The 21,434-nt window shown below is 72.4% G+C and carries 19 protein-coding genes and 3 tRNA genes; 19 read left to right on the forward strand and 3 right to left on the reverse strand.

Translation table 11 applies throughout. The features are described 5' to 3' along the window. Window positions 1-163: 163 nt before the first annotated feature. From gltX to ACIPEQ_RS00030, 6 genes are all read left to right on the forward strand, one after another. On the forward strand, window positions 164-1,651 hold the full coding sequence (gene gltX / locus ACIPEQ_RS00005; protein WP_402713291.1) for a glutamate--tRNA ligase: 1,488 nt from the start codon (window positions 164-166) through the stop codon (window positions 1,649-1,651). A 10-nt stretch (window positions 1,652-1,661) separates the two neighbouring features. Beyond that, window positions 1,662-2,624: an NAD(P)/FAD-dependent oxidoreductase gene (locus ACIPEQ_RS00010; protein ID WP_402713293.1), complete on the forward strand. Its 963-nt coding sequence runs from the start codon at window positions 1,662-1,664 to the stop codon at window positions 2,622-2,624. 46 nt (window positions 2,625-2,670) lie between these two features. Then, a tRNA-Gln gene (locus ACIPEQ_RS00015) sits at window positions 2,671-2,742 on the forward strand. A gap of 208 nt (window positions 2,743-2,950) precedes the next feature. Then, window positions 2,951-3,583 carry an MBL fold metallo-hydrolase gene (locus ACIPEQ_RS00020; protein WP_402713295.1) on the forward strand — a complete coding sequence of 211 codons (633 nt, stop codon included), beginning with the start codon at window positions 2,951-2,953 and terminating at the stop codon, window positions 3,581-3,583. A gap of 98 nt (window positions 3,584-3,681) precedes the next feature. Continuing rightward, window positions 3,682-3,757, forward strand: a tRNA-Glu gene (locus ACIPEQ_RS00025). A gap of 58 nt (window positions 3,758-3,815) precedes the next feature. Then, window positions 3,816-3,891 (forward strand) — tRNA-Glu (locus tag ACIPEQ_RS00030). Window positions 3,892-3,950: 59 nt separating this feature from the next. Here ACIPEQ_RS00030 and ACIPEQ_RS00035 read toward each other — a convergent pair. Beyond that, window positions 3,951-4,460, reverse strand: a complete 510-nt coding sequence (locus ACIPEQ_RS00035) for a MarR family winged helix-turn-helix transcriptional regulator (RefSeq protein WP_402713296.1) — start codon at window positions 4,458-4,460, stop codon at window positions 3,951-3,953. A gap of 87 nt (window positions 4,461-4,547) precedes the next feature. Between ACIPEQ_RS00035 and ACIPEQ_RS00040 the strand changes: the two genes are divergently transcribed. Next, on the forward strand, window positions 4,548-5,753 hold the full coding sequence (locus ACIPEQ_RS00040) for an FAD-dependent monooxygenase (RefSeq protein ID WP_402713298.1): 1,206 nt from the start codon (window positions 4,548-4,550) through the stop codon (window positions 5,751-5,753). A gap of 38 nt (window positions 5,754-5,791) precedes the next feature. On the opposite strand, the gene ACIPEQ_RS00045 is transcribed toward ACIPEQ_RS00040, so the two are convergent. After that, window positions 5,792-6,919: an NAD(P)-binding domain-containing protein gene (locus tag ACIPEQ_RS00045; RefSeq protein WP_402713300.1), complete on the reverse strand. Its 1,128-nt coding sequence runs from the start codon at window positions 6,917-6,919 to the stop codon at window positions 5,792-5,794. A gap of 101 nt (window positions 6,920-7,020) precedes the next feature. Between ACIPEQ_RS00045 and ACIPEQ_RS00050 the strand changes: the two genes are divergently transcribed. From ACIPEQ_RS00050 to ACIPEQ_RS00080, 7 genes are all read left to right on the forward strand, one after another. Further along, the gene (locus ACIPEQ_RS00050; RefSeq protein WP_402713302.1) at window positions 7,021-8,514 is read left to right on the forward strand and encodes a pyridoxal phosphate-dependent decarboxylase family protein; all 1,494 of its coding nucleotides are present in this window, start codon (window positions 7,021-7,023) and stop codon (window positions 8,512-8,514) included. Beyond that, a complete protein-coding gene (locus ACIPEQ_RS00055; protein ID WP_402713304.1) occupies window positions 8,511-9,989 on the forward strand; it encodes a lysine N(6)-hydroxylase/L-ornithine N(5)-oxygenase family protein in 1,479 nt (492 codons plus the stop codon). Before ACIPEQ_RS00050 ends, ACIPEQ_RS00055 begins: the two co-directional genes overlap by 4 nt. An 8-nt stretch (window positions 9,990-9,997) precedes the next feature. After that, the gene (locus tag ACIPEQ_RS00060; RefSeq protein ID WP_402713306.1) at window positions 9,998-12,325 is read left to right on the forward strand and encodes a GNAT family N-acetyltransferase; all 2,328 of its coding nucleotides are present in this window, start codon (window positions 9,998-10,000) and stop codon (window positions 12,323-12,325) included. An 84-nt stretch (window positions 12,326-12,409) separates the two neighbouring features. Further along, window positions 12,410-12,817 carry a RidA family protein gene (locus ACIPEQ_RS00065; RefSeq protein WP_402713307.1) on the forward strand — a complete coding sequence of 136 codons (408 nt, stop codon included), beginning with the start codon at window positions 12,410-12,412 and terminating at the stop codon, window positions 12,815-12,817. Between the two features lie 5 nt (window positions 12,818-12,822). Next, window positions 12,823-13,299 carry a fluoride efflux transporter FluC gene (locus tag ACIPEQ_RS00070; protein WP_402713309.1) on the forward strand — a complete coding sequence of 159 codons (477 nt, stop codon included), beginning with the start codon at window positions 12,823-12,825 and terminating at the stop codon, window positions 13,297-13,299. Beyond that, entirely contained in the window at window positions 13,296-13,685 is a 390-nt protein-coding gene (gene crcB, locus ACIPEQ_RS00075) for a fluoride efflux transporter CrcB (RefSeq protein ID WP_402713311.1), read from the forward strand. Before ACIPEQ_RS00070 ends, crcB begins: the two co-directional genes overlap by 4 nt. After that, a complete protein-coding gene (locus ACIPEQ_RS00080) occupies window positions 13,682-14,287 on the forward strand; it encodes a histidine phosphatase family protein (protein WP_349874604.1) in 606 nt (201 codons plus the stop codon). Before crcB ends, ACIPEQ_RS00080 begins: the two co-directional genes overlap by 4 nt. A gap of 447 nt (window positions 14,288-14,734) precedes the next feature. On the opposite strand, the gene ACIPEQ_RS00085 is transcribed toward ACIPEQ_RS00080, so the two are convergent. Further along, the gene (locus tag ACIPEQ_RS00085; protein ID WP_402713313.1) at window positions 14,735-15,802 is read right to left on the reverse strand and encodes an FUSC family protein; all 1,068 of its coding nucleotides are present in this window, start codon (window positions 15,800-15,802) and stop codon (window positions 14,735-14,737) included. A gap of 205 nt (window positions 15,803-16,007) precedes the next feature. On the opposite strand from ACIPEQ_RS00085, the gene leuC reads away from it, so the two are divergent. The 5 genes from leuC (at window position 16,008) to ACIPEQ_RS00110 (ending at window position 21,404) form a co-directional block, all read left to right on the forward strand. Next, window positions 16,008-17,477, forward strand: coding sequence for a 3-isopropylmalate dehydratase large subunit (gene leuC, locus ACIPEQ_RS00090; RefSeq protein ID WP_402713315.1), 1,470 nt, complete (start codon window positions 16,008-16,010; stop codon window positions 17,475-17,477). Continuing rightward, complete coding sequence (gene leuD, locus ACIPEQ_RS00095) at window positions 17,477-18,073, forward strand: 3-isopropylmalate dehydratase small subunit (protein WP_402713317.1); 597 nt, start codon at window positions 17,477-17,479, stop codon at window positions 18,071-18,073. The genes leuC and leuD overlap by 1 nt, the downstream gene beginning before the upstream one ends. Continuing rightward, window positions 18,073-19,437, forward strand: coding sequence for a UDP-N-acetylglucosamine 1-carboxyvinyltransferase (gene murA / locus ACIPEQ_RS00100; protein ID WP_402713318.1), 1,365 nt, complete (start codon window positions 18,073-18,075; stop codon window positions 19,435-19,437). The genes leuD and murA overlap by 1 nt, the downstream gene beginning before the upstream one ends. Before the next feature lie 4 nt (window positions 19,438-19,441). Continuing rightward, window positions 19,442-20,299 (forward strand): lysophospholipid acyltransferase family protein, encoded by an 858-nt coding sequence (locus ACIPEQ_RS00105; RefSeq protein ID WP_402713320.1) that lies wholly within the window; start codon window positions 19,442-19,444, stop codon window positions 20,297-20,299. Between the two features lie 91 nt (window positions 20,300-20,390). Next, window positions 20,391-21,404, forward strand: a complete 1,014-nt coding sequence (locus tag ACIPEQ_RS00110; protein WP_209677560.1) for an NAD(P)H-dependent glycerol-3-phosphate dehydrogenase — start codon at window positions 20,391-20,393, stop codon at window positions 21,402-21,404. Window positions 21,405-21,434 lie beyond the last annotated feature (30 nt).

Here is a 21,434-nt window from a genome sequence, read left to right on the forward strand (position 1 = left end):
AAGGGGGACCTTGTGGGAGAGTAGGACGCCGCCGGACTCAACTTCAGCAACACCAGGAAACCCCTGACCGTGACCGGTCAGGGGTTTCCTGCGTTCCGGGGCCTGACGCCCCGTTCCACAGTCCAACTGCCGGACACTCCAGCGCCGGTAGGATCGTGGCGTCATGACTGCACCGTTCACCACAGCCACCGGCTCCGACGTCCGAGTCCGTTTCTGCCCGAGCCCGACCGGGACCCCGCACGTGGGGCTCATCCGGACGGCCCTGTTCAACTGGGCGTACGCGCGCCACACCGGCGGCAAGCTCGTGTTCCGCATCGAGGACACCGACGCCGCCCGCGACAGCGAGGAGTCGTACGAGCAGATCCTCGACGCGCTCCGGTGGCTCCGCCTCGACTGGGACGAGGGCGTCGAGGTGGGCGGACCGCACGGCCCGTACCGCCAGTCGGAACGCTCCGACGTGTACGAGGACGTCATCGCGAAGCTCCGGGCGTCCGGACACGTCTACGAGTCGTACGTGACGCCGGAGGAGATGGAGGCCCGGAACCGGGCCGCCGGCCGCGACCCGAAGCAGGGCTACGACAACCACGAGCGGGACCTGACCGAGGCCGAGCGCCAGGCGTTCCGCGACGAGGGCCGTCAGCCGGCGCTCCGGCTGCGCGTGCCCGATCGCGACCTCAGCTTCGACGACCTCGTGCGTGGGGAGATCACCTTCAAGCAGGGCACGTTCCCGGACTTCGTGGTGGTCCGACCGAACGGCAAGCCGCTGTACACGTTCACGAACCCGGTGGACGACGCCCTGATGGGCATCACGCACGTGCTCCGCGGTGAGGACCTGCTCTCGTCGACCCCGCGGCAGATCGCCCTGTACGAGGCGCTCGTCGAGGTCGGCATCACCGACTCCGTCCCGTTGTTCGGTCACCTGCCGTACGTGATGGGGGAGGGCAACAAGAAGCTGTCGAAGCGTGACCCCGAGTCGAACCTGTTCCACCACCGTGCTGCCGGCATGGTGCCCGAGGGACTCCTCAACTACCTGGCGCTGCTCGGGTGGTCCATCGGCCCGGACCGCGACGTGTTCTCGTCTGACGAGATGGTCGCGGCGTTCGATGTCGTCGACGTCAACCCGAACCCGGCGCGCTTCGACCACAAGAAGGCCGAGGCGATCAACGGCGACCACATCCGTCTGCTCGACGCCGACGACTTCCGTGAGCGGCTCCTGCCCTACCTGACGGACTTCGTCTCGGCACCCCCGACCGCGGAGCAGGAGCGGGTCCTCACGGCAGCCGCCCCGCTGGTGCAGGAGCGCATGCAGCTCCTCGGCGAGGCACCGGCGATGCTCGGCTTCCTCTTCACCGCGGACGACGCGCTCGTGGTCGAGGACGACGCCGTCGCGACGCTGAAGGGCGACGCCGGCGAGGTGCTCCGTGCGGGTGTCTCCGCGCTCGAGGGTGTCGAGGACTGGACGACCGAGGCGATCGAGGCAGCACTGCGCTCGTCCCTCATCGACGGCATGGGGCTCAAGCCACGCGTCGCGTTCAGTCCGCTCCGCGTCGCGGTGTCGGGGCGTCGGATCAGCCCGCCGCTGTTCGAGTCGATGGAGGTCCTCGGCAAGGACTCCACGCTGGCCCGACTCCGTCGGCTCGCGGACCGCTGACGTCGCCGTGGTGACGAACCCGGGCGGACAGGACGCGGTCGACGTCCTGTCCGTGGACGTCGCGGTGATCGGTGCCGGGCCGGCCGGGCTGAGTGCTGCGCTCAACCTGGTCCGCGCCCGACGCACGGTGCTGCTCGTCGACGCCAACCGGCCGCGCAACGCCGCCACCCTGCGGTCGCACGGCTTCGTCACGCGCGACGGGATCTCGCCGCTCGAGCTCCGGAAGCTCGGCAGGGTCGAGGTGGAGTCCTACCCGGAGGCGACCGTGGTGCAGTCGGTCGTCGACCGCGTGTCACCGGACGGCGACGGCTGGAGCGTGCACGGTTCCTCCCGCGGCACCGAGCTGCGCGCCCGCGCACGGGCCGTGGTGGTCGCGACGGGGCTCCGTGAGGAGTTCCCGGCGTTGCCGTCGCTGCGCGCCCTCTACGGCACCTCCGTGCACAGCTGTGTCGAGTGCGACGGGTACGAGCACGCGGGGGAACCCCTGGCGTTCCTCTGCGAGACGTCCGACGTGGTCGATCGCGCGCTGCTCGTCGGGTCGTGGACGGCCGATCTCGTCGTCTACACGAACGGTGCCGCGGTGCTCGACGACGCCGGCCGTGCGCGCCTGGCAGCGGCGGGCGTGACGGTCGACGAGCGGCCACTGGCCGACCTCGAGGGCGGCCGGGACGGCCTGACCGGCGTCCGTCTGGCGGACGGCGACGTACGGACGCACACGGGTGCGTTCGTGCGCCCGCTCTGGCACGCCGACCTCGACTGGCTCGAGGCGCCCGTGGACCGTGACGCCGAAGGGCTCGTCCGCGTGGACCGCCTCGGCCGCACCGGGGTCCCGGGGCTGTACGCCGTCGGCGACGTCACCCCACCGGGCCCCGAGCAGCTCGTCGTAGCGGCCGGTCACGGTGCCTCGACGGCCGCCGCGGTGCACCGGGACCTCGTGGGTGGTCTCGAGGACCTCCGGGATGCTGTACAGTAGTTGATCGTGCCCCGGACAACGGGGAACGGAAGGCCAGCAGGCCTTTTGGGGTATGGTGTAATTGGCAACACAGCGGTTTCTGGTACCGTCGTTCTTGGTTCGAGTCCAGGTACCCCAGCTCGAAGGAAAAGCCCCCGGGAGATCCCGGGGGCTTTTCCCGTTCCCGGGCACATGCCCCGTCCGAGCGAGGACACGCCCGACCTCCGCAGGAGATCGAGATCGAGTTCGCCGCGCCGCCGTTCCCTTCCGAGGCAGCGGCAGCGGCAGCGGTCGACCGTTGCGGGATCCGTGCCGTACGCCGCAACCGCGCGCGTAGGGTCACCGGCATGGAGGTCACGAAGCTCGAACACGCCTGCCAGGTCGTCGCGAAGGGCGCAGCGCGGCTCGTCATCGACCCCGGCGGCTTCACTCGCCCGGTCGACGTGGAGGGGGTCGTGGCCGTCGTGGTCACGCACGAACACCCGGACCACGGGACCCCGGACCAGCTGCGCGGGATCCTCGACCGCAACCCGGACGCGGTGGTCCTCGGGCCGTCGGGCGTGGGAGCGGCCCTCGCCGGCGCGGGGATCGCGGTCCAGGTGGTCGGTGACGGTGACCACCTGGAGGTCGGCCCCTTCACGCTCGACTTCCACGGGGTCCGGCACCAGCGCATCCACTCCTCGGTGCCCCTCGTCGACAACACCGGTGTGCTCGTGGACGGTCGTCTCTTCCACCCCGGCGACGCGTACACGGTGCCCGGGGTCCCCGTCGAGGTCCTCGCTGCGCCGGTCGGCGCACCGTGGCTCAAGGTCGGGGAGATGATGGACTGGATCGCCGCGGTGGCGCCCCGGCGCGCCTACCCGGTGCACGAGGCGACGCTGTCCGAGGTCGGCTTCGCCATGCACACCGACCGGCAGCGCGAGGCGCTCGGGGACGGGGAACTCGTGGTGCTCCGGCCCGGGGAGACACTCACGATCTGAGGCGCTGAACGCCGGGCTGGAGGCGCGGCACACCCGGGCGACACGCCCCGTTTTGGCAGTGCGCGAGCCGTGTGCCATACTTATCGGGTTGTCGGAACGGCCCCATCGTATAGCGGCCTAGTACGTCGCCCTCTCACGGCGGTAACGCGGGTTCGAATCCCGCTGGGGTCACCACAGGTGGCTAGCCTCCGAGTCCGACAACGAGTGTGTCCCGCTCCCGAGCGGGACGTGCGGCCCCATCGTATAGCGGCCTAGTACGTCGCCCTCTCACGGCGGTAACGCGGGTTCGAATCCCGCTGGGGTCACCACCGCAGAACCCCCTCCGAGCTTCGGCTCGGAGGGGGTTCGGTCGTTCCGGAGCACCCCGTCAGGCTCGCCCGCCGCGCTCGTGTCCGGCGAGCCGGCTGTTGGCGGCGGTCGCCGCCGTCGTCATGCGGTCGAGGAAGGCCAGTGCCGCGCGGACCTCGTCGGCGTCGGACGCCCGCAGCGCGCCGGCGACCTCTCGTCCGGCGAACCCGAGGAACGCCTCGTTCGCCGCCCGGGCGGTCTCGGTGCTCCGGAGGGCCACCCGGCGCCGGTCGACGCTCTCCCGGTGGCGTCTCACGTGGCCGGCAGCCTCCAACCGGTCGACGAGCACGGACGTCGCTCCGGACGTCATGCCGATCTGCCGCGCGAGCTGCGCGGGGGACAGCGGCGTGCCCGCTCGTTCTGCCCAGAGCACCTGCCCGAGGGCGTTGGCGTCGGTGGGCGACAGGCCCACCCACGTGCCGAGGTGCCGGTTCAGCTCGTCGAACGTGACCGCCCAGTCGCGGAGTCGGTGCATCACGGCGACCTCGTCCTCGCTCCAGGCGGTCTCGAGCGGGTCGACGTCGGACATACAGGTTCCTCCACAATCAAGTCGCTTTACTGTAAAGCACAAGCGGACGGCATCCCGGCCCTCCGCGCAGCACACGAGGAGCAGGACATGTCCGCACCACACGCAGTGATCTCGGGAGCGAGCATCGCAGGTCTGTCCGCCGCCTGGTGGCTGCGGCACACCGGTTGGGAGGTCACCGTCCTGGAACGCGCCCGGGCCTTCCGCGAGGGCGGTCAGAACGTCGACGTGCGCGGCGTCGCGAAGCAGGTGCTCGACCGGATGGGGCTGACCGTCGCCGTCCGTGCGGTGAACACCACCGAGACCGGGACCGTTCTCGTCGACACCGACGGGCGGGTCACCGCGACGCTGCCGGAGGGTCCGGACGGTGCCACGGCCGAGCTCGAGGTGCTCCGGGGTGACCTGGCCCGTACCGTCCGCGACGCACTGCCCGAGGGGGTGGCCTTCGTCTTCGGGGAGCGGATCACCGACGTCGACGACACCGCGCGCGCCCACGTCACCGTCACCACCGACCACGGCCGGTCGCTCCGGGCGGACCTGCTCGTCGTCGCCGAGGGCGTCCGGTCCACCACCCGCGCGCTGGTGTTCGACCACCCCGGTGACGTCTCCGAACGGAACCTCGGCGTCACGATGGCGTTCGGGACGATCCCGCGCAGGGACTCCGACGACCGACGGTGGCGCTGGTACAACGCGGTCGGTGGTCGTCAGGTGCACCTGCGTCCGGACCCGTACGACACCACCCGCGCGATCCTGGCCTGGGCCGGCGAGGACGGCGGGGTGACCGGTGCCGACCGTGCACGGGTGCAGGCCGGGCTCGAGGGACGCTTCGCCGACGCCGGCTGGCAGGCGCGTCGGGTGCTCGACGGCTTCGCGACCTCGGACGACGTCTACGTCGACCGGCTCACCCAGGTGCGGATGCCCGTCTGGCGGCGGGGCCGTGTCGCCGTCGTGGGCGACGCGGCGTGGTGCGTCACGCCCATGGGCGGGGGTGGCGCGTCGCTCGCCCTCACCAGCGGGTACGTGCTCGCTGCGTCCGTGGCGGGCCGTACCTCGAGCCGCGCGGACCTCGACGGGGCGCTCGCGGCGTTCGACGACTGGATGCGACCACTCGTCGACGACGTGCAGGGGATCCCACGCGGCATCGTCCGGTTCGCCTACCCGCGCACCCGGCTCGGCCTCGCCCTGCGCCACGTGGCGGACAAGGTGTTGCTCGAGGGGCCGCTGCAGGGCCTCGCGGCGAAGGCCACCCGCGTGGCCGAGACCGACCGCGAGCTGCCGCCGGTACCGACCACCTGAGGCTGCGAGGCAAGGTGTGGGGCGCCCGCCGTCCCTGGTCAGTCGTGCGCCGGTGCGCCCTCGTGGACGGCGAGCCAGCGGTCCAGGTCGCGGGCGGCGGCTCGTCCGGCCCGGTTCGCCCCGACCGTCGACTGCGAGGGGCCGTACCCGACGAGGTGCACGCGCGGCTCGCCCGCCACCTGCGTGCCCGACATCGGGACACCACCGAGCGGACCGTGCAGGTGCATCGGTCCCAGGTGGTCGAGGTCGGGGCGGTAGCCGGTCGCCCAGAGCAGGACGTCGATCGAGGTGTCGGTGCCGTCGGCCTCCACGGCGCCGTGCGGACGGACCTGCGTGAACATCGGCCGCCGTTCGAGCACGCCGCGCCGCGCGGCGGCACGGAGGGCGTCGGTCCAGATCAGTCCGGTGTAGGAGACGATGCTCGCCGGAGGACGCCCGGCCCGGACGTCGGCGGCGACCCGCCGCTCCACGTCGACACCGTCGACCTCGTGGACGAAGTCGCCCGGCAGGAACACCGGCTCACGGCGGGTGTACCAGACGGTCGAGGTGACGAGGCTGATCTCGTCGAGGAGCTGCACGGCGGAGATCCCGCCGCCGACGACCGCCACGCGCTTCCCGCGGAAGTGCTCGGCGCCGACGTACTCACGACCGTGGAGCTGCTCGCCGAGGAACGTCGCGGTGCCGGGGACGTCCGGCACCACCGGCGTGTTCCAAGTCCCCGTCGCGTTGACGATCGCCCGGACGCGCCACGAGCCGTGGTCGGTCCTCACCGTGAGCGGTCCGTCGGCGCGGTCGTCGAGGGGCGTCACCGACCCGACCCGCACCGGGCGCAGCACCGGGAGGTCCTCGTGTGCCTCGTACGAGGCGAAGTAGCGGGGGACCGCGGAGCGGGCCGCCTCGGCGGGGTCGACGGGTGGGAGCGGCATGCCCGGCAGGTCGTGGATGCCGTTCACCGTCGCCATCCGCAGCGACGCCCACCGGTGCTGCCACGCGCCTCCCGGCCGAGGGTTCGCGTCGAGGACGACCACGGAACGCTCGCCGGCCACGTCCTCGGCGTCCTGCAGGGCACGGAAGCCCCGGCGGCGCAGGTGGTGCGCGGCGGACAGGCCGGCCTGACCGGCGCCGATCACGGCGACGGTGGCGCTCCCCGCCGCGGTGCTGTCCACCCTGCGAGCGTACCGGCGGTGACGCTCCGACCGGGTGGAACGAGCGGTCTTCCCCCGTTCGAGGTTCCGATCGCGATCCGGTTAGGTTAGCCTCACCTAACGTGAACAGCGAAACACCACTGCTCGAGATCGTGACCTCCGCCGCCGCCGAGCGGTACCGCGACATCGTCCTCGGTGCCGTCGACCGCACGGCTGAGCGGCTCGCGGAGGTCGAGACGCCGACCACCGACACGCCCGCCTCGGCCCTGCGTGACCGGGTCGCAGCGATCGACCTCGCGCGACCCCTCGGATCGGCCCGGGCCGCCGTCGCCGAGGTCGACGACCTCTTCACCGCCGAGGCCGTCTGGTTCCACGACCCCGGCTACCTCGCCCACCTCAACTGCCCGGTCGCCGTTCCCGCGGTGGCCGCGGAGGCGGTCCTCGCGGCCGTGAACCCGTCGGTCGACACCTGGGACCAGTCGCGCATCGGCACCGAGATCGAACGCCGGGTCGTGACCTGGGTCACCGGGACGATCGGGTTCGCCGCCGGGGACGGTGTCTTCACGTCGGGCGGGACCCAGTCGAACCTGCACGCCCTCCTGCTGGCACGCCAGGCGGCGACGACAGCGCCACAGGGCCCCGCCGGACGCCTGCCGGCGCTCGACGACCTGGTCGTGTTCGCCACCGCGTCGAGCCACTTCAGCGTGCGGAAGTCGGCGATGGTGCTGGGCCTGCCGGAGCGCGCCGTCGTCGACGTCGCCGCCGACGCCGCGGGCCGGATGCGACCGGACGCCCTGGCGCACGCGATCGCCGACGCCCGGCGCGAGGGGCGGACCCCGATGGCCGTGGTCGCCACCGCGGGCACGACCGACCGGGGCTGCATCGACCCCCTCGAGGCGATCGCCGACGTGTGCGACCTCGAGGACGTCTGGCTGCACGTCGACGCCGCATACGGCTGCGGGCTGCTGGTGTCCCCGACCCGTCGGCACCTGCTCGACGGCATCGAACGTGCGCGGAGCGTCACGGCCGACTTCCACAAGTCGTTCTTCCAGCCGGTGTCGTCGAGCGCGTTGCTCGTCCGCGACCCGGAGGACCTGCGCCGGGCCTCGTGGCACGCGGACTACCTCAACCCGGAGGACGCCGACGAGCCGAACCAGGTCGACAAGTCCCTGCAGACGACCCGGCGCTTCGACGCCCTGAAGCTCTGGGCGACGCTCCGGGCGAGCGGCGCCGAGGCGATCGGGCAGGCGTTCGACACCGTGCTCGACGTCACCGAGCGGGTGCACGAGCACGTCACGGCACACCCGGACCTCGTGCTCGTCGCGCCGACGCAGCTGAGCACGGTGTTGTTCCGCTGGCAGCCGGACGGGGTGTCCGACGCCGAGGCCGACGCGCTCGTCGCCCCGCTGCGCGCGGCACTGCTCGCCGAGGGGCGGGTGCTCGTCGCGAAGACCGTGATCGACGGCCGTCCGTGCAGCAAGCTCACCCTGCTGAACCCCACCACGAGTGCAGAGCAGGTCGTGGCATCGCTCGACCACGTGGTCCGCACCGCGGCGCGGCTGCACACCGACCTCGTCGACGGTCACGTCGGCACGACGACGGGAGCGGCCCGATGACCACCGCCAGCACGAGCACCAGCACCAGCACCGGCACCGCCACCGACGTCGGTCGTGTCCACGACGTCGTCGGCATCGGCATCGGCCCCTTCAACCTCGGGCTCGCCTGCCTGACCGACCCGCTCGACGACCTCGACGCGGTCTTCCTCGACCAGGCCGACGGCTTCGCCTGGCACCACGGCATGATGCTCGACGACGCCACCATCCAGGTGCCGTTCCTCGCCGACCTCGTGACCATGGCGGACCCGACGTCGCCCTTCTCGTTCCTCGCCTGGCTCAAGGAGACCGGCCGGCTCTACCCCTTCTACATCCGCGAGGACTTCCACCCCCTGCGGGTGGAGTACGACGCGTACTGCCGGTGGGCCGCCGAACAGCTCGACACGCTGCGCTGGGGCCGTCGCGTCGTCGCCGTCGAGCACGACGAGGACGCCGACCTGTTCACCGTCCACGCCGAGACGCCGGACGGGCCCGAGCGGTACGTGGCGCGGCACGTCGTGCTCGGCATCGGCACCGAACCCGCGGTGCCCGAGGCGCTCCGGGACCTCGACGGTCCGGTCGTGCACTCCGCGGGCTACCTGCCGGCGCGCGACGCGCTCCGGGGTGCCGACTCGATCGCCGTCATCGGCAGCGGGCAGTCCGCCGCCGAGGTCTACCGCGACCTGCTCGAGGGCATCCGCGACGGCGGGTACCGCCTCGACTGGATCACCCGGTCACCGCGGTTCTTCCCGATGGAGGACACCAAGCTCACCCTCGAGATGACGAGCCCCGAGTACACCGACCACTTCCACGCCCTGCCGACCGACGTCCGCGATCGTCTCGGTCGCGAGCAGCGTGGGCTCTACAAGGGCATCAGCGCCGACCTGGTCGACGAGGTCTACGACACCCTCTACCGGATCAGCGCCCGGGGTCCGGTCCCGACGACGCTCCGGACGGACACGAGCGTCGTCGCCGCCGAGTGGCTGCCGGAGCAGGACCGCTTCCGCCTGACGCTCCGGCACGCGCAGCTCGGCACCGAGGCGGTGCACGAGGTCGCCCGGCTCGTCCTCGCGACCGGGTACCGGCCGAGGACGCCGCACTTCCTCGGGCCCGTCGAGCACCTGGTGGCGCGCGACGACCGCGGACGCTTCGCCGTCGCGCGCGACCTGCACGTCGACACCATCGGCGGTCGGATCTGGGTGCAGAACGCCGAGGAGCACACGCACGGCCTGACGGCGCCCGACCTCGGGATGGGCGCCTGGAGGAACGCATCCATCATCCGGTCCGTCACGGGGCGCGCGGTGTACGGCCTGGAGGAGCGGATCGCCTTCCAGGAGTTCGGTCTGCCCGGTGGGCGGTCGGCGCCGGACCCCGCTGCAGTGCCCGGCGCGGACGCTGCGGTCGGTGTCGAGCCTGCCGGCACGACCGGTCCCGTCGCCGACGCTGCGGCGAGCGCCCCGGCAGACCGCCGGGCCGCGACCGCCGGGGCCGCATCGTGAGCGCCCGGATGCCGGTCGCTGCGTCCGCGGACGCGACCACGAGCCTCCCGTCCGTCCGCCCGGTGGACCCGGACGGCGACGCCGCCGTCGTGCAGTCGTGGCTCGCCCACCCGGCGTCCTCGTGGTGGGCGATGCCCGACCACGACGTCGACGCCGTCCGGTCGTACCTGCGGTCCGTGCACGACGACACCGCGCAGGCGGGCTGGGTGCTGCGGCGGGACGGCGAGCCGATCGCGTACGCCGAGACGTACGACCCGGCGGTGGTGCTGCTCACCGACGTGTGGGACGCCCAGCCCGGCGACGTCGGCATGCACCTGCTCGTGGCACCACCGCCGGCGGCGGGTGGCCGCGTGCACGGACTGACGAGCGCCGTGATGCGGGCCGTGGTCGAGCACTGCCGCGACGCCCTCGGTGCGCGGCGGGTCGTCGTCGAACCGGACGTCCGCAACACGGCGGTGCAGCGGAAGAACGCCGAGGTGGGCTTCCGCGCGCTCCGCGTGGTCGACGTCGACGGCAAGCGCGCGCTGCTGTCGGTCCTCGACACCGCGCGGATCGGCACGGCCGACGACGACGGTCCTGCGGCACACCTGCGACCGGAGCACCTGGAACCGGCCGAGCGGCACCTCGTGGCCAAGGCGATCGCCGAGTTCACCCACGAGCGGTTGACCACCCCGCGATCCGACGGCCCCGGGTGGGTGCTCGACGCGGGGGACTCGACCTACCGGTTCCGTGCACGGGTGCACACGCTCGAGCACTGGGTCGTCGACGAGGCCTCGCTCACCCGCACCCGTGCAGGCCGTCCGGCGCCGCTCGACGCGCAGGACCTCGTCCTCGCGCTGCACGAGCAGCTCGGGATCCCGGACGCACTGCTCGGCACCTACCTGGAGGAGATCTCGTCGACGCTCGCCAGCGCCGCCGCGAAGCACCGGCGCGGCGGGCCGTCCGCTGCGCAGCTCGCCCGCGGCCGTTCGGACGGTGACGTCGTCGCGGGGCTCCAGGACGCCGAGGCCGCCATGACCGAGGGGCACCCGGCGTTCGTCGCGGCGAACGGGCGGATCGGGTTCGGGCTCGACGAGTACCACGCGTACGCACCCGAGTCGGGCGGGCGGTTCCGGTACCGGTGGCTCGCCGCCCGGCGGGAACACACCCACCTGGCGCTCGCCGCGGACCGGACCGAGGAGCAGCACTGGGACGCCGAACTCGACGAGGCGACGGTCTCCCGCTTCCACGAGGTGCTCGGCCGACGCGGCCTCGACCCGGCGGAGTACACGTGGTTCCCGGTGCACCCGTGGCAGTGGCAGCACCGGATCGCGGTCACGTTCGCTCCGGACCTCGGGCGGGAGGACCTCGTCGACCTCGGGGAGGGCCCCGACGACCACCAGCCGCAGCAGTCGATCCGCACCGCCTTCAACCGCTCGCACCCGCGGCGGTCGTACGTGAAGACGGCGCTCGCCGTGCAGAACATGGGGTTCCTGCGCGGGATGTCTCCCGCGTACATGCGGACCGCGCCCGCGGTGAACGACTGGGTCGCGGGACTCGTCGAGGCCGACCCGGTCCTGGCCGACGCCGGCTTCGGGGTGCTGCGCGAGCACGCGGCGATCGGGTTCACCGGGGACGTCTGGCACCGGATCGGGTCGGTGCCCGCGCAGCAGGGCGCACCGCAGCGGAAGATGCTCGCGGCGCTCTGGCGGGAGAGCCCGGTGCCGCGCCTGCAGCCGGGGGAGCGGCCGATCACCATGGCGGCGCTGCTCCACCGGGACGCGCGGGGGCGGTCGGTGGCTGCTGCGCTCGTCGCGGAGTCGGGGCTCGACGCCGCGTCGTGGGTCGAGCGGTACCTCGACGCGTACCTCCGCCCCGTCGTGCACTGCCTCACCGAGCACCAGCTGCTGTTCATGCCGCACGGCGAGAACCTCGTGCTCGTGCTGCGCGACGGTGCGGTGTCCCGCGTGTTCATGAAGGACATCGGGGAGGAGGTCGTGGTCGTCGGGGACGTCCCGGTGCCCGCCGGGATCGAGCGGATCGTGCACCCGGTCGACGACGACGAGGCGGCGCTCGGCGTCTTCACCGACGTGTTCGACGGGGTGCTCCGGTACCTCGCGGCGATCCTCGACGACGACGGGGTCCTGCCGAGCGGTGTGTTCTGGCGGCTCGTCGGCTCCTGCGTGGACGGCGCCGCGGCGGGACGAGCGCGACCGATCGACCTCCGGGCACCGGACTTCGAGCACTCGTGCCTCAACCGGCTGCAGCTGCGGAACACCCTGCAGATGGTCGACCTGTCGGCGCAGACCGACTCGCTCATCCGGGCCGGGCGCATGCCGAACCCGATCGCACGCTGAGGATCCGCTCACCCCGGCGCGCACGGACCGGCCCCGCGGGCGGCGGACGCGCTCCCGCGGGTCCGGTCGTGCCAGGCTGGCCGGGTGACCACCGCCGTGCAGCTCATCCGCTCCGACCGACTCAGCGACGTCGCCGAGTACGCGTACGCCGCTACCGCGCCTGCCGACGCCCGACTCGTGTTCCTCGCCGGGGCGTGCCCCCTCGACGAGCAGGGGCGCACCGTTGCGATCGGGGACCACCGCGCGCAGGCGGTGCGCTGCATGGCAAACCTCGAGACGGCGCTCGCCGCCGCCGGTGCCGGACTCACCGACCTCCTGCACACCCGCGTGCTCGTGGCATCCTCCGATCAGGACGACCTCATCGCCGTGTGGGAGGTCGTCCGGACCGCGATGGGGGACCACGACGTACCCAGCACCCTGATGGGCGTGACCGTCCTCGGCTACGACGACCAGCTCGTCGAGGTCGAGGGTGTCGCCGCGGTGCGGGGCTGAGCGCCGTGTCCGACGCGCCCTCCACCCGGCCCCCACACCTGCGCTGGCGGTACCTCGGACTCGTCGCACTCGGCGGGGCGATCGGTACCGGCGTGCGTGCGGCGCTCGCTGCCGCGCTCCCCGCCGTGGACGGCATCAGCTGGACGATCCTCGCCATCAACGTCGTCGGGGCGTTCTGCCTCGGGCTGCTCCTGGAGTCGCTGGCGCACGCGGGGCCGGACCTCGGTCGGCGTCGGGCGACCCGGCTGTTCGTCGGGACGGGGGTCCTCGGCGGCTTCACGACCTACTCGACCCTCGCCGACGACACGGCCCGCCTGCTCGACGTCGGCCGGTGGGGAGCCGGCAGCGGGTACGCGCTGCTCTCGGTCGTGCTCGGGCTCGTCGCCGCGGCGGCGGGAGCGTGGGTTGCCGGTGCCCGTCGTTCCCGGACCCTCCGTCGCTCCCGCACCGCCCGTCGCTCCTCGACCGGGGACTCGCGGTGAGCGCGCTCGACCTGCTGCTGGTCTCCCTCGGCGGGGGCGTCGGTGCGGCGCTGCGGTTCTGGCTCGACGGACTCGTGAAGGGCCGGATCCGCGGCACCGTGCTCGGCGGCTTCCCGCTCGGCACGCTCGTCATCAACGTCACCGGGTCGCTCGTCCTCGGACTCGTCACCGGTGCCGGTGAGTCGGGTGCGCTGCCGTTGCCGGTGGTCGCGGTGCTCGGGACGGGCATGATGGGCGGGTACACGACGTTCTCGACGGCGAGCGTCGAGACCGTGCAGCTCCTCCGATCCGGCAAGACCCGGACCGCCGTCCTGAACGGCCTCGGGATGCTCGTCGTCTCGGTCGGCGCAGCCGCGCTCGGCCTGCTCATCGGAAGGAACACATGACCTCGGAACGACCCGGCGAACTCGTCCTCGTCCGCCACGGAGAGACGGAGTGGTCGAAGAGCGGACAGCACACCGGCCGCACCGACATCCCACTCACCGAGAACGGCATCGAGCAGGCGAAGCGCGCCGGCCGGTACCTCGCCGACCGCACCTTCGCGCTCGCGCTCTCGAGCCCGCTGCAGCGTGCGCGGGACACCGCTGAACTCGTCGGCGTCGACCCCGAGCTCGACGAGGACCTGTACGAGTGGGACTACGGCGCCTACGAGGGCCTGACCACCCCGCAGATCAAGGTCAAGCGGCACGGGCCGTGGGACCTCTGGACCGACGGGGTCCCGGCGGGCGACACCCCGGGCGAGAACGCCGCCGAGGTCCGGGTCCGCGTCGAGCGCGTCCTGAACCGTGTCCGGCCGGTGCTCGCCGAGGGTGACGACGCGATCGTGGTCGCGCACGGACACGTGCTCCGCGCCCTCGGCGCCGCGTGGATCCGCCTGGCTCCGCAGGACGGCGCCGTGCTGAAGCTCGGCACCGCGACGGTGAGCTCGCTCGGCTACGAGCACGGCCGCCCGGTCATCGACTCCTGGAACGTGGCGCCGCGCGACTGACGCCCGCCGGTGCGGCGTGCTTCCGCACAACGCGGGGCACGTCGCGCCACGTGATCCCGCGGCGCGACGTGCTCGCAGTTGTGCGCGTTGCTGGCGACCCGGTTGCGGTCGGGAGGCACGGTGCGGGCTGGCGTCGCGCCTCCCGTCCGGCGGCTGCCCGCTGGTGCGGCGTGCTCGCGCACCACCCGGGGCACGTCGCGCCAGGCGGTTCCGTGGCGCGACGTGCTCGCGGTGGTGCGCGTTGCTGGCGACCCGGTTGCGGTCGGGAGGCGCGGTGCGGGCTGGCGTCGCGCCTCCCGTCCGGCGGCTGCCCGCTGGTGCGACGTTCTCCCGCACCACTGGGGGCACGTCGCGCCACGTGATCCCGCGGCGCGACGTGCTCGCGGTTGTGCGCGCGCCAGAGCGCGCCGCGCCCCGCGCTGCCCCGCCCGCGCCCCGTGGCCCGCGTCAGACGGTGCGGATCGCGCTCGTCGCGCCGAGCGCCCGGCCGCGCCGGCGCTCGATCGCCCGGCCGACCCCGAGCAGCCCGACGCTCACGAGCGCGCCGAGCAGCGTCTGCGCGATGCGGTCCACCGCCAGGAGCTCCGGGGCCTCGGGCACGCTCAGCCACGAGACCGCGAGCGCGAGGGGCGTGAGGAAGAGCAGCGTCACGGCGTAGTGCCGCGCGACGAAGATCTCCGCGAAGAACTGGCCGACCACGGCGATCACCACGATCCACCACACCGAGGGTTCGAGCAGCAGGATGCCGACGGCGACGACGGTGCCGCCGATCGTGCCCACGAACCGCTGCACCGCGCGGACCACGGTGTGCCGCTGTCGGATCGCCGGCAGCGTGGACACCAGTGCGATGACGGCCCAGTACGGGTGGCCGAGCCAGGGGATCGTCTCGGCGACGGCCCCGGCGACGACGGCACCCACCACGTTGAGCCCGACCGTCTCCCACAGCGCCGCACTGCGCAGGATCGCGAACGACCGGTGCTTCCGCGGTGCGATCGGGCGGAACACGTGGGGCGCTCGCGGGTGCAGGACGAGCCGGATCAGCGCGCCGGACATCGCGACGAGCCAGGCCCACGCTACCGAGCCGACGATGATCGTCGCGACGAGGGGCAGGTCGGCGGGACGGACGGGCACGAGCGCCGAGACGCAGAACGCGAACACCGGGAAGATCGGCTGGGCCGGGATCGTCTGCAGGGTGCTCAGCGTGCACACGGCGACCACCAGGACGACCACGAGCCCGACACCCTGCAGCCACAGCGGCGCCCCCGACAGCGAGACCGCGAGGCCGGCGAACATGCACGCTGCCTGCAGTGCGCCGGCGACACCGGTGGTCACCATCCGCTGCCGGTACGGCTCGGTCGCGCCGAAGATCGCGGTGAAGCCGGCGAACATCGCGAAGGCCGCGTAGCCGGGCATGCCCAGGGCGATGAGCAGCGCGAGCGGTGCGCCGCCTGCGATCGCGGCGCGGGCCGCGCCCTCGAGGTTGGTGGTCCGGGTCGAGTGCGCAGCTGTCGTCATGTCGTACCCATCCTCCCACCGCGACGGGTGTCGCGGAGACGGCTCACGTCGGGTGGGATGCACGCCGTGCCGGACGGGAGGCGCGTGGCGGCGCGGCCCCGCGCCTCCCGTCCGTCGCGACCCGCGTTGGTATACCAACCTGCTAGACTCGCCGGACCGAGCCGCGAGAGCGGTACCGCAACGTCGATGAGGAAGGGCCGGGCCGATGGGAAAGACGCTCGCCGAGAAGGTGTGGGACGACCACGTCGTGGTCAAGGGTGAGGACGGGACCCCGGACCTCCTCTACATCGACCTCCACCTCGTGCACGAGGTGACGAGCCCGCAGGCGTTCGACGGCCTCCGCCAGGCCGGCCGCCCGGTGCGTCGCCTCGACCTGACGATCGCGACCGAGGACCACAACACCCCGACCCTCGCGATCGACCGGCCCATCGCCGACCCGACGAGTCGCACCCAGATCGAGACCCTGCGCCGCAACTGCGCCGAGTTCGGGGTGCGCCTGCACTCGCTCGGCGACAAGGAGCAGGGCATCGTCCACGTGGTCGGCCCGCAGCTCGGCCTGACCATGCCGGGCATCACGGTCGTGTGCGGCGACTCGCACACGTCGACCCACGGCGCGTTCGGTGCGATGGCCTTCGGCATCGGCACGAGCGAGGTCGAGCACGTCCTCGCCACGCAGACACTGCCGCTGAAGCCCTTCAAGACGATGGCGATCACCGTCGAGGGCACGCTGCGCCCGGGCGTCACTGCGAAGGACATCATCCTGGCGGTGATCGCGAAGATCGGCACCGGCGGTGGGCAGGGCTACGTGCTCGAGTACCGCGGCTCCGCGATCCGCGCGCTCTCGATGGAGGGCCGCATGACCATCTGCAACATGTCGATCGAGGCCGGTGCGCGCGCCGGCATGGTGGCCCCCGACCAGACGACCTACGACTACGTGCAGGGCCGCGACCACGCTCCGACGGGCCAGGACTGGGACGACGCCGTCGCCTACTGGGACACGCTGGCGACCGACGACGACGCGGTCTTCGACGCCGAGGTCTTCATCGACGCCGACGAGCTCGAGCCCTTCGTCACCTGGGGGACCAACCCCGGTCAGGGCGTCTCGCTGTCCGAAACGGTCCCGGACCCCGCGAGCTACAGCGACCCCAACGACCAGGCCGCCGCGCAGCGTGCACTGGACTACATGGACCTCGAGGCCGGCACACCCATGAAGGACATCGCGGTCGACGCGGTCTTCATGGGGTCCTGCACGAACTCGCGCATCGAGGACCTGCGCGCCTTCGCCTCGGTCATCCGGGGGCGGAAGAAGGCCGACGGCGTCCGGGTCATGGTCGTGCCGGGGTCCGCCCGGGTCCGGCTCGAGGCCGAGGCCGAGGGGCTGGACCGGGTGTTCACCGACTTCGGTGCGGAGTGGCGGTTCGCCGGCTGCTCCATGTGCCTCGGCATGAACCCCGACCAGCTCGCACCGGGGGAGCGCTGCGCCAGCACCTCGAACCGCAACTTCGAGGGCCGTCAGGGCAAGGGTGGACGGACGCACCTGGTCTCGCCGCTCGTCGCCGCGGCCACCGCCGTGCGCGGGACACTGTCGAGCCCGTGGGACCTGGAGACCGACGATGCGATCGCATCGGTGACCGACGACGCCGCGACGGCAGCGACCGCTGAAGGAGCCAACTGATGGACGAGATCACCACCGTCACCGGGATCGCCGCGCCGCTCAAGCGCTCGAACGTCGACACCGACCAGATCATCCCCGCGGTCTACCTCAAGCGCGTCACGAAGACCGGCTTCGAGGACGCCCTGTTCGCCGGGTGGCGCCAGGACCCCGACTTCGTGCTCAACCAGCCCGCCTACCAGGGGGCGCAGGTGCTCGTCGCCGGACCGGACTTCGGCACCGGGTCGAGCCGTGAGCACGCGGTCTGGGCGCTCCGCGACTTCGGGTTCCGCGTCGTGGTGTCGAGTCGTTTCGCGGACATCTTCAAGGGCAACGCGGGCAAGCAGGGCCTGGTCACCGCGATCGTGACCGAACCGGAAGTCGAGGCGCTCTGGGCCGAGATCGAGCGGCAGCCGGGGGTGCAGGCGACCGTCGACCTGGTCACGCAGCGCGTGTCGCTCGGCGCGGTGGACGTGGCCTTCGAGATCGACGCCTACACTCGTTGGCGGTTGATGGAAGGGCTCGACGACATCGGGCTCACCCTCCGTGACGAGTCCTCGATCACGGAGTTCGAATCCCGCCGCTCCCGATGGCGGCCGAAGACATTGCCGGTGAAGTAGTGAACTCCCTCGTACAGGATGCAGCAGCAGGGGCCCGCGTCGGCCTCAAGTCGGACGAGATCGTCATCCGGGGCGGCAAGCCGCTCGTGGGACGCATCGAGGTCCGCGGCGCGAAGAACCTCGCGACCAAGGCGATGGTCGCCTCGCTGCTCGGCGACACCCCGTCGATCCTCAAGGACGTCCCCGACATCTCCGACGTGAAGGTCGTCCGCGGCCTGCTCGAGGTGCACGGCGTGCGGATCACGGACCCTGCACGAGGCGAGCTCATCCTCGACCCGTCGAACGTCGAGTCGGCACACTTCGCCGAGATCGACGCGCACGCCGGCTCGAGCCGCATCCCGATCCTGTTCTGCGGTCCGCTGCTGCACAAGCTCGGCGAGGCCTTCATCCCCGACCTCGGCGGCTGCCGCATCGGCGACCGTCCGATCGACTTCCACCTCGACGCCCTGCGCGCCATGGGGGCCGTGGTCGACAAGCAGCTCAACGGCATCCACCTGACGGCCCCGAACGGGCTCAAGGGTGCCGAGATCGAGCTGCCGTACCCGAGCGTCGGCGCGACCGAGCAGGTCCTGCTCTCGTCGGTGCTGGCCGAGGGCGTCACCGAGCTGCGCAACGCGGCGATCGAGCCCGAGATCATGGACCTCATCGCGATCCTGCAGAAGATGGGCGCGATCGTCACGGTCGAGCCGAGCCGCACCATCTTCATCGAGGGCGTCGAGTCGCTCCGTGGCTACACGCACCGCGCGATCAACGACCGCAACGAGGCCGCCAGCTGGGCCTCCGCCGCACTCGCCACCAACGGCGACATCTTCGTCGAGGGTGCGGACCAGCAGGACCTCATGACGTTCCTCAACGTCTTCCGCAAGGTCGGCGGCGGGTTCGACATCCAGGAGGACGGCATCCGCTTCTACCGCGAGCGCGAGACCCTGCGCCCGGTCGTCGTCGAGACCGACGTCCACCCCGGCTTCATGACGGACTGGCAGCAGCCGCTCGTCGTCGCCCTGACCCAGGCCGAGGGCACGAGCGTCGTGCACGAGACCGTCTACGAGAACCGGTTCGGCTTCACCGACGCCCTGAACGAGATGGGCGCCGACATCGTCGTGCACAAGGAGGGCCTGCCGGGTCACGACCGCCGTGTCGCCCGCCGGCCGTTCGAGCAGGCCGCGGTCATCACCGGCCCGACGACGCTGCACGCGGCGAACGTCCGCGTCCCCGACCTGCGCGGCGGCTTCAGCCACCTCATCGCGGCCCTGACGGCCGAGGGCGAGTCGCACATCACGAACGTCGGCATCATCAGCCGCGGCTACGAGCACTTCATCCCGAAGCTGCGCAAGCTCGGCGCCGACTTCGACTTCGCGGGCTAGGCGCGTGGCTGGCACGATGGGCGGCGGCGCGGCCGGCGGCGACGACGGCGGCACGGGCGACGGTCTGGAGGCGCGGCGCACGTCCGCCTCGGACGTCACCACGGGCCTCCCGAACCCGGGGCGGCGGTGGCGGCGCGGCGAGCTGAACACCGCCTTCCGCATCACCGCGTCCGTGGTGATCCCGGTCTTCCGGTTCACCGCCCGGTACCACTGGCACGGACCGAAGCGCCTGCCCGAGGGCGGCGCCTTCGTGCTCGCCCCGAACCACTTCACGAACATCGACCCGCTCGTGGTCGGCACGGCCGTCTGGCTGTCCCGCCGGGCGCCGCGGTTCCTCGCGAAGGCGTCGATCTTCAAGGTTCCCGTCGTGGGCAGGCTCATGGCCGGCATGGGGCAGATCCCCGTCGAGCGCTCCGGGCGGACGCGGCTGAACGACCCGCTCGGCGGCGGCAAGTCCGTCATCGAGCAGGGCGGCGCGATCATCGTCTACCCCGAGGGCACGCTCACCCGCGACCCCGACCTCTGGCCGATGCGCGGGAAGACCGGCGCGGTGCGGATCGCGCTCGAGAACGACGTCCCGCTCATCCCGATGGCCCACTGGGGCACCCAGCGGATCATGGCGCGGTACGCGAAGAAGCTGCGCCTGTTCCCGCCGTCGCGCGTCGACGTGATCGTCGGCGACCCCGTCGACCTGTCGGCGTTCCGCGGCAGGCCGCTCGACCAGAAGACCCTGGTCGAGGCGACCGACCTCCTCATGCAGCGCATCACCGAGCTGCTCGAGGAGCTCCGTGGTGAGCAGGCCCCCGCGACCCGGTGGGACCCCGCCGCGAACAACCAGAAGGAGACCGGCAAGTTTGAGTGACGAGCGCCCGGGCCTGCGCCCGCACGACGACCACCCGGACCCCGCCGTCGCCGCCCCCGGGGCCGTCGACACCGCGGCCATCCGCGTGGTGATGCAGTCCACCGACAAGCCGCGTGTCGCCGTGATCGGTGCCGGCAGCTGGGGCACCACCTTCGCGAAGGTGCTCGCCGAGGGCGGCGCCGACACGGTCGTCTGGGCCCGTCGGCCCGAGGTCGCGCGGGAGATCACCGAGACGAAGCGGAACTCCGACTACCTGCCCGGCATCAACCTGCCCCGCACGCTGACCGCGTCGACCTCGCTGTCCGCCGTGCTCGACGGCGCCGAGCAGGTCTACGTGTCGGTGCCGTCCCAGACGCTCCGCTCGAACCTCGCCGCGATCGCGCCGCTGCTGCCCGAGGGCGTCCCGGTCGTCAGCCTGATGAAGGGCGTCGAGAAGGCGACGGGCAAGCGGATGAGCGAGGTCCTGCACGAGGGTCTCGGCATCGACCGGGACCGGATCGCCGTCGCCAGCGGACCGAACCTGGCGCTCGAGATCGCCCGCCGACAGCCGACCGCCGCGGTCGTGTCGTCGACGTCGCTCGAGACCGCGACCGCCGTCGCCGCGGTCGCCACGAACCCGTACTTCCGATCGTTCACGAACACCGACGTCATCGGCACGGAGTTCGGCGGCGTGCTGAAGAACCTCATCGCGGTGGCGATCGGCATCGTCGACGGTGTCGGCTACGGCGAGAACACCAAGGCGTCGATCATCACCCGCGGCCTCGCCGAGATGACGGACTTCGCGGTGTCGCTCGGTGCGCAGCCGTCGACGCTGTCCGGGCTCGCCGGACTCGGCGACCTGATCGCGACGTGCCAGTCGCCGCTGTCGCGGAACAACACGGCGGGCCGGCTGCTCGGACAGGGGTACCGCTTCGACGAGGTGGTCCGCCAGATGAACCAGACCGCCGAGGGGCTGGCGTCGGTCGCCCCGATCCTCGAGCTGGCGGCGGCGAACGGCGTCGACATGCCCATCGTCGGCCAGGTGGCCGAGGTCCTCGCCGGTAGGCTCGACCCGCGCAACATCGCGCCGCACCTCACCGAGACCGACGAGCCCCAGGGCGAGTGACCGGTCCGCTCCCGACCCCCGAGGGGACTC

It is taken from the genome of Curtobacterium sp. NPDC087080 (assembly GCF_044745105.1).
GTDB lineage: Bacteria > Actinomycetota > Actinomycetes > Actinomycetales > Microbacteriaceae > Curtobacterium.

Bases quoted from the DNA above. Each gene is read 5' to 3' on its own strand.
- ACIPEQ_RS00055 (WP_402713304.1), top strand. From the start codon at position 8,511: ATGACCACCGCCAGCACGAGCACCAGCACCAGCACCGGCACCGCCACC.
- ACIPEQ_RS00020 (WP_402713295.1), top strand. From the start codon at position 2,951: ATGGAGGTCACGAAGCTCGAACACGCCTGCCAGGTCGTCGCGAAGGGC.
- ACIPEQ_RS00080 (WP_349874604.1), top strand. From the start codon at position 13,682: ATGACCTCGGAACGACCCGGCGAACTCGTCCTCGTCCGCCACGGAGAG.
- ACIPEQ_RS00110 (WP_209677560.1), top strand. From the start codon at position 20,391: ATGCAGTCCACCGACAAGCCGCGTGTCGCCGTGATCGGTGCCGGCAGC.
- gltX (WP_402713291.1), top strand. From the start codon at position 164: ATGACTGCACCGTTCACCACAGCCACCGGCTCCGACGTCCGAGTCCGT.
- ACIPEQ_RS00060 (WP_402713306.1), top strand. From the start codon at position 9,998: ATGCCGGTCGCTGCGTCCGCGGACGCGACCACGAGCCTCCCGTCCGTC.
- leuD (WP_402713317.1), top strand. From the start codon at position 17,477: ATGGACGAGATCACCACCGTCACCGGGATCGCCGCGCCGCTCAAGCGC.
- leuC (WP_402713315.1), top strand. From the start codon at position 16,008: ATGGGAAAGACGCTCGCCGAGAAGGTGTGGGACGACCACGTCGTGGTC.
- ACIPEQ_RS00040 (WP_402713298.1), top strand. From the start codon at position 4,548: ATGTCCGCACCACACGCAGTGATCTCGGGAGCGAGCATCGCAGGTCTG.
- ACIPEQ_RS00085 (WP_402713313.1), bottom strand. From the start codon at position 15,802: ATGACGACAGCTGCGCACTCGACCCGGACCACCAACCTCGAGGGCGCG.
- ACIPEQ_RS00035 (WP_402713296.1), bottom strand. From the start codon at position 4,460: ATGTCCGACGTCGACCCGCTCGAGACCGCCTGGAGCGAGGACGAGGTC.